Here is a 5,446-nt window from a genome sequence, read left to right on the forward strand (position 1 = left end):
ATGAAGTATTACCCTCATAGCGTGATGTTTGTGCGTCAACGTGTCGCACCAAAAATATTTTCGATCTCACGGGAAGCCAGAAGGTCCTTGACATTCTGCGTTAAACCTGATGGGATTCCGCCCCATTTACGGAAGCGTTTCCAGATCTCCACGCTGAAACTTCCTGTCTGCCCTTTCAAAAGAAGATGGAATTCGTCGATATAGAACCAGGTTGTTTTATGTTTGGAGCGATTGGCCGTGACACGGTTCCACACCGCATCCTGCATGATCAAAAGCCCGATTTCCTTTAAGGCTTTTCCCAGTGACTTAAGCTGGAAACACAGTACCCGGTGTTTATCCATCTGGATATTGGAACGGTGGTTGAACACGTTAAGGGAACCATTGACATAGATTTCCAGCGCCGTTGCGATATTCTGTGCCTCCGGTTCAGACTGTTTCAAAAGCAGCTCGTAAAGATCACCTAAGATCGGCATATTTTCCGGGCACGGGTCCTGCAGGTATTCCCGGTACACCAGTCTGGTACAACGGTCGATGATCGTCCTTTCAATGGGGGAAAGTCCTTCTTTGCCGCCGATGATAAGGTCACACAGCGACAGGATAAAATCACTTTTCAAAGTGATCGGGTTTTCATCATCGGAATAGTCCAGATTGATGTCCATCGGGTTGATGTAGTTCGTGGAAGTAGGGGAAATATCAATGACCTGCCCCTGGGAACCGAACTGCTGTACCAGCGGCCCATACTCATTTTCCGGGTCGGCGATAATGATGTCGTCCTCCGTCAGAAGGAACACATTGACGATCTCACGCTTGGCAGAGAAAGATTTGCCGCTTCCTGGGGTACCGAGAAACAGCCCATTGGGGTTTTTCAGCGTTTTTCTGTTCGCCATGATCAAGTTATTGGAAAGGGCGTTCAGGCCGTAATACAATGCCTCGCCCTCCTGGAACAGTTCACAGGTCGTAAACGGTACAAAAATCGCTGTGCTGCTGGTCGTAAGCCCGCGCTCAATTTCAATCTGGTTCGTACCAAGAGCAAGCGAGGACATAAGCCCCTGTTCCTGCTGGTAATCCAGCCGTTTTAAGGCACAGTTGTATTTCTGTGCCACACCCGAAGCGGCAAAAATATCATTGAACAGCTTTTGGCGTTTGGCAGCGATATTTTCCACCAGTACCGTCACAAGGAACATGCGCTCATTGCGGCTCTGCAAATCCTGCAAAAGATTTTTGGCTTCCTCTCCATAGGTGGCAAGGTCGGTGGGAATGATGTCCATGTCATACCCGGATCGGACCGCTTTCTTTTGTTCCTCAATGGTCATTTTCTGCAGGTCCGACATTTTGCGCTTGATGTTTCGGATCGCCTGCGCCTGGTCGATAGACTGGATATGCAGGTTGACGGTCACGGCGTCGTTTAAGTCAAGAAGATCCGCTAAAAGCCGGTCAGTAAGCTCCGGTGCCAAAATCTGCAAAAAGGAGACAGCACCGGAATGGTCGCCTACCCGAAATGTCTTTCCATCCTTTGAAAAAGACAGCCCGGATGGGGAAACGAAGTCTTTGGTAGAAAGACCGGTCTTAGGCAGATCCGACCACTGGAAATGAAACTTTTCCTGGCCGTCCGGGTGAAGCTGGCTGTGAAGAAGTTCCAGACGTTCCAGTCCGTTTAAGGATCTCGCCTGAACTCCCAGAGTCTTGAAATTTGCCAGCACATCCGTTTCAATGCGTTCCAGACGCATTTTCGCAGTACGCAGGTCATCTGCCTCGATCCCAAAGGTAATGTATTTGCGTTTGGTGAGACCGTTATTTCCTTTCTGCAACTGGTTCTTTAACATATCCCCGTATTCCCTGCGGATTCCGTCATACTCGTCGCCGCGGGGAGGGATGTCAATGCTTCTGGTAAAATCCTGCATATTGGCCCGCTGGTTGATAAAGGTAAGCTGCACATGGATCGAGGCGTCGAAGTAATTTAAGAAATCGCAGTAACCCTCGAAGATCTGTGCTTTATCATCTGCCTGTGCAAGCTGATAGTTAATATCAAAAAACTGCACCGTTTTGGTGTAAAGGGTATCGGTCAGCCGGCAGATCCCATCCCGGTACATTTCACGGTAGGGAATGCTCTGCTGGACCGTCTGCGGGGCATCTGCTTTCAGCCCGGCAAAAAAGCCGCCTTTTTTAGACGGCTTGGAACGGGCAGACTTAGTTTTGCCCTGCTTTGCATCGGCTCCGGTCTTTTTGGCCTGCCTGATGTTTTTTTGCAGACGCTTTTCCTGAGCTTCCTGCTGCTTGTTTTTTGGCAATCTTTGTAACCTCCTTCTTTGACATAGATTTATACAGGTTATCCGTCCTGTATGGACGGTCCTTCGGCCAGAGCTTATAACGGAGCCGGTTCTTCAAGATCTTTTCTGCCGGCTGCCCGTCACGCTCATACATGGCGAAGAAGAAAAAGGGCATCATCAGCCCGATCATCAAAAGTACAGCCGCCGAATTGCCGATCGCCCCGCGGGTAAAGAAATACACCGGAAGGCCGACAAGTCCGGCAAGGCTGAAACAAATAAGCTGGCGCTTCGTCAGATTGAAGGCCAGCTTAGTCTTAACTTTGGTTAAATCCTTTGGTACAGGTACATAAGGCATCTATACACCTCCCATCGTAATATAATTTCCGGCCCATTACCGTGCACCGAAATCGCGTACCGGTTTCTCCACAGCCGGACATTCCCGCACTTCCTGAGCCGCATTTTGCAGCCGTGCCAGGACAGAAACAGCCGGCTCTCTCTGACACAGGTATTCCTGGCTGTCTCGGATTCCGGCAATATTTTCCCGAATATCCATATCCACGTCGAACACATCTGAAACCGGCATAAGCCAACGGTCTGCAAAGTATTTCAAAGGATTCTCAAGCGCCAGCACATCATCCAGCATTTCATCCCTGAACTCAAACTTTGTTGTCAGATAGGAATACGCCTCCTGCATGGCTGTAATTTCAGCAGCTTTTTCAATTAAGGATTCCTTATCTCTTGACATAAGGCTTTCCCTGTAAGCAAAGTAATTCTGTCCCAGCCGTTTCATCAGGAGCGTATATTTGTCCTGTGCGGAAGGTTCGCTTGTGAAATGTTCAAATTTTTGCGCTGCATCAATTTCTTTGAGAAGATCGCAGATCGGGAAACTGTGTTCATGGTTATTTTCTTCCCAACACCATCGGGCTACATCCAACGGGTCCTGAAAAGAAAGAAGCGCCTCTACTTCCGCCGGAGTAAATACATGCTCAACCTTCAGATAATAGTGGAGTTCCGAAAGTCCCTGTAACTCGTAAATACTGCCGATGTTCTGTGCATCCAGCATATCCGCATGAACCTTCAAACACTCGTCCAGCCGTTCCATAAGCAGCCGCTTTGCATCTTGTTCTATCAAAATCACCCCTTTCGCTCCGGCATAGTCAGCGTACAGTTCACTTCATTGCCCCATACATCCCAGCCGGGTGTCTTTTGTCTTGCAAACAGTTCCACTCTGGGCTGATCGCCCATGAGTTTTACGATCTTATCCCGCACCTCGTCCGGTTTCTTGCTGTGCTGCTCAATATGGGAGATCACAAACTGATGGATTCCCGCACATTGGCGTTTCGGACGGCCTCTGGTTGCCAGCAGGCAGACCTCCGCGTTTGAGCGGGTCCAAAAGCCCATGCCATAAAACCAGCTATCCGCTTTCCGGTTCTGTTTGAGCCATAGAAAAGCCAGCGTTTTATATTTGAATCCCCAGGCATCGATCACCCGGAAGGCTTCATTGAGCTGCGGGAAGGTCGCCCACAGAAAAAGGGCACTGTCTTTTGCGGCAAGTTCCGATACCGGCAGGGCACAGATTTCTTCAATGCTCATTGTGGGGTAATGGTTTTCCGCAACGCCGCCTCCATGTTTCCTGTCATAATGCCAGGGCGGATCGGCATAGATAATGCCGTACTGTTTCGTTTCCGGCATTAGCGAGCCTGCTCATTCTTAGATGTGGCCGGTTTGGCCGGCTGTTCTTTGACCTTACCGGCATTTTCTTTCAATGCACCGGTCAGGGAAGGCTTTTCCGCTGCTCCCTTTGTCGCTTCAAGAGTTGCCTGCAAATTTTCAATAGCCTGCCCGTACCCATCGATTAAGGCATCGTTGAGCTGCTTGCGGAACTCTGCCGTAACCGGCCAGCAGACATCTTTCCAGTTGCCTCCCTTATCCTGGGTTGCGGGCATATTGACATACAGCCCCTTTTCACTGGAACAGATACGGAAGCCGTCAATCTTAAAGCATCCGCCAATCGTAACATTGGCAAACGCCAGCAGGTTTCCCATTGGGGCGATCGGACGCACGCGGACATCCAGCTTCATGCCGTTTGCCATTTCCGGCGTCTGTGTCTCCGGCGCCATTTTTTCTGTATTGGTTTTACTCATATATAAAATCCTCCTTTTTAGAATTGGTTTTGTTCATGCTATCTTGCATTAAATATGGATTTGGATAACGAACCTGTCTTAAACAGGGCAAAAGCCAGCAGTACCGTATAACCCGCCGTTCCCCAGATCGCGCCGTGCACGTCGCCGGACGATGGGATAGACTGGACCAGCACTGCATAAATGGCAACACAGATCAGGATCAAAAACCCCTGAAAGCCCAGGGCAAAAAGGGAACGCAGATACCCGGTTCCCATTTGTCCCCATTCCCGGTTTGCCATTGTGGAAAACGGGATCGGTGCAAGGCTCACGGTTAAATAAATCTCGATCATACGGCCATATACAATGACAAAGATCACGATGGACAGTACCCACATACACAGATTGATGATGTTGGTTTCCAGCCACAGTCCAATCAGTTCCCACATTCCCATTGCTTCAAGCTGGGTTTTCAGATCAGACAACGCCGCCTGCACATCCAGGTTCCCGTTTATGACACCGGCACTTTGCGACACCACATTTTGGGCCACATCAAAGACCGCCATCACAATCGTAAAACAGTTGGTGAGCAGGTAAGTGGCAACAAAAGTCTTGAAAATCCACTTGAAGATGTTGAATGTATCGAATTCGTGCATGTTGTTCTTTTCGAGAATCATCTGGATCAGTTCATACACCAGAACAAAGGTCAGGATCATGCCCGCAATGGGAATGACGACGGTTTCTGAAAGATTCTGAATCATGGAAAACACGCCGCCATTCCAGCCCTGCGGGGTCTGTCCTACCTGATTTGCCACATCCGCAACCTGATTGTTGACGGAGTTGAAAATACTGGTGTACTGTCCGGTGATCGCATCGATCAGGCCCTCTTTAATCCAGTCTGTTATCCATTCAAACAGACTGCCCATAAGTCAGCCCTTAACCGAACAGGCCGGAAAGCAGCGGGATCAGCGTTGCACCAACCAGAGCGATACCTCCGCCTGCCATAAGCTGTTTTATACCCAATTAGGTGTAAAACTCTGCTCGATGGCGGGCGGCGGC

At 49.4% G+C, this 5,446-nt stretch carries 5 protein-coding genes and 2 pseudogenes; all 7 read right to left on the reverse strand.

Annotated features, from left to right (window positions below):
- Positions 1 to 50: 50 nt before the first annotated feature.
- Positions 51 to 2,249: pseudogene (locus DWX00_RS19205) on the reverse strand (VirB4-like conjugal transfer ATPase, CD1110 family); the annotation flags it as partial.
- A complete protein-coding gene (locus tag DWX00_RS19210) occupies positions 2,188 to 2,622 on the reverse strand; it encodes a PrgI family protein (protein ID WP_117505240.1) in 435 nt (144 codons plus the stop codon). The pseudogene DWX00_RS19205 and the gene DWX00_RS19210, both read right to left, overlap by 62 nt.
- A gap of 36 nt (positions 2,623 to 2,658) precedes the next feature.
- Positions 2,659 to 3,399: a hypothetical protein gene (locus DWX00_RS19215; RefSeq protein ID WP_243113262.1), complete on the reverse strand. Its 741-nt coding sequence runs from the start codon at positions 3,397 to 3,399 to the stop codon at positions 2,659 to 2,661.
- A 2-nt stretch (positions 3,400 to 3,401) separates the two neighbouring features.
- Positions 3,402 to 3,959: an MT-A70 family methyltransferase gene (locus DWX00_RS19220; protein ID WP_117505234.1), complete on the reverse strand. Its 558-nt coding sequence runs from the start codon at positions 3,957 to 3,959 to the stop codon at positions 3,402 to 3,404.
- A complete protein-coding gene (locus DWX00_RS19225; protein WP_117442477.1) occupies positions 3,959 to 4,411 on the reverse strand; it encodes a SpoVG family protein in 453 nt (150 codons plus the stop codon). The genes DWX00_RS19220 and DWX00_RS19225 overlap by 1 nt, the downstream gene beginning before the upstream one ends.
- 38 nt (positions 4,412 to 4,449) lie before the next feature.
- Entirely contained in the window at positions 4,450 to 5,313 is an 864-nt protein-coding gene (locus DWX00_RS19230) for a VirB6/TrbL-like conjugal transfer protein, CD1112 family (RefSeq protein ID WP_117442478.1), read from the reverse strand.
- A 10-nt stretch (positions 5,314 to 5,323) separates the two neighbouring features.
- Positions 5,324 to 5,407: pseudogene (locus DWX00_RS19235) on the reverse strand (Maff2 family mobile element protein); the annotation flags it as partial.
- Positions 5,408 to 5,446: the final 39 nt, after the last annotated feature.

This window comes from Blautia sp. AF17-9LB (assembly GCF_003479185.1).
GTDB lineage: Bacteria > Bacillota > Clostridia > Lachnospirales > Lachnospiraceae > Fusicatenibacter > Fusicatenibacter saccharivorans.

Coding starts and splice junctions, on each gene's coding strand:
- DWX00_RS19220 (WP_117505234.1), bottom strand. CDS start 3,959: ATGCCGGAAACGAAACAGTACGGCATTATCTATGCCGATCCGCCCTGG.
- DWX00_RS19225 (WP_117442477.1), bottom strand. CDS start 4,411: ATGAGTAAAACCAATACAGAAAAAATGGCGCCGGAGACACAGACGCCG.
- DWX00_RS19230 (WP_117442478.1), bottom strand. CDS start 5,313: ATGGGCAGTCTGTTTGAATGGATAACAGACTGGATTAAAGAGGGCCTG.
- DWX00_RS19210 (WP_117505240.1), bottom strand. CDS start 2,622: ATGCCTTATGTACCTGTACCAAAGGATTTAACCAAAGTTAAGACTAAG.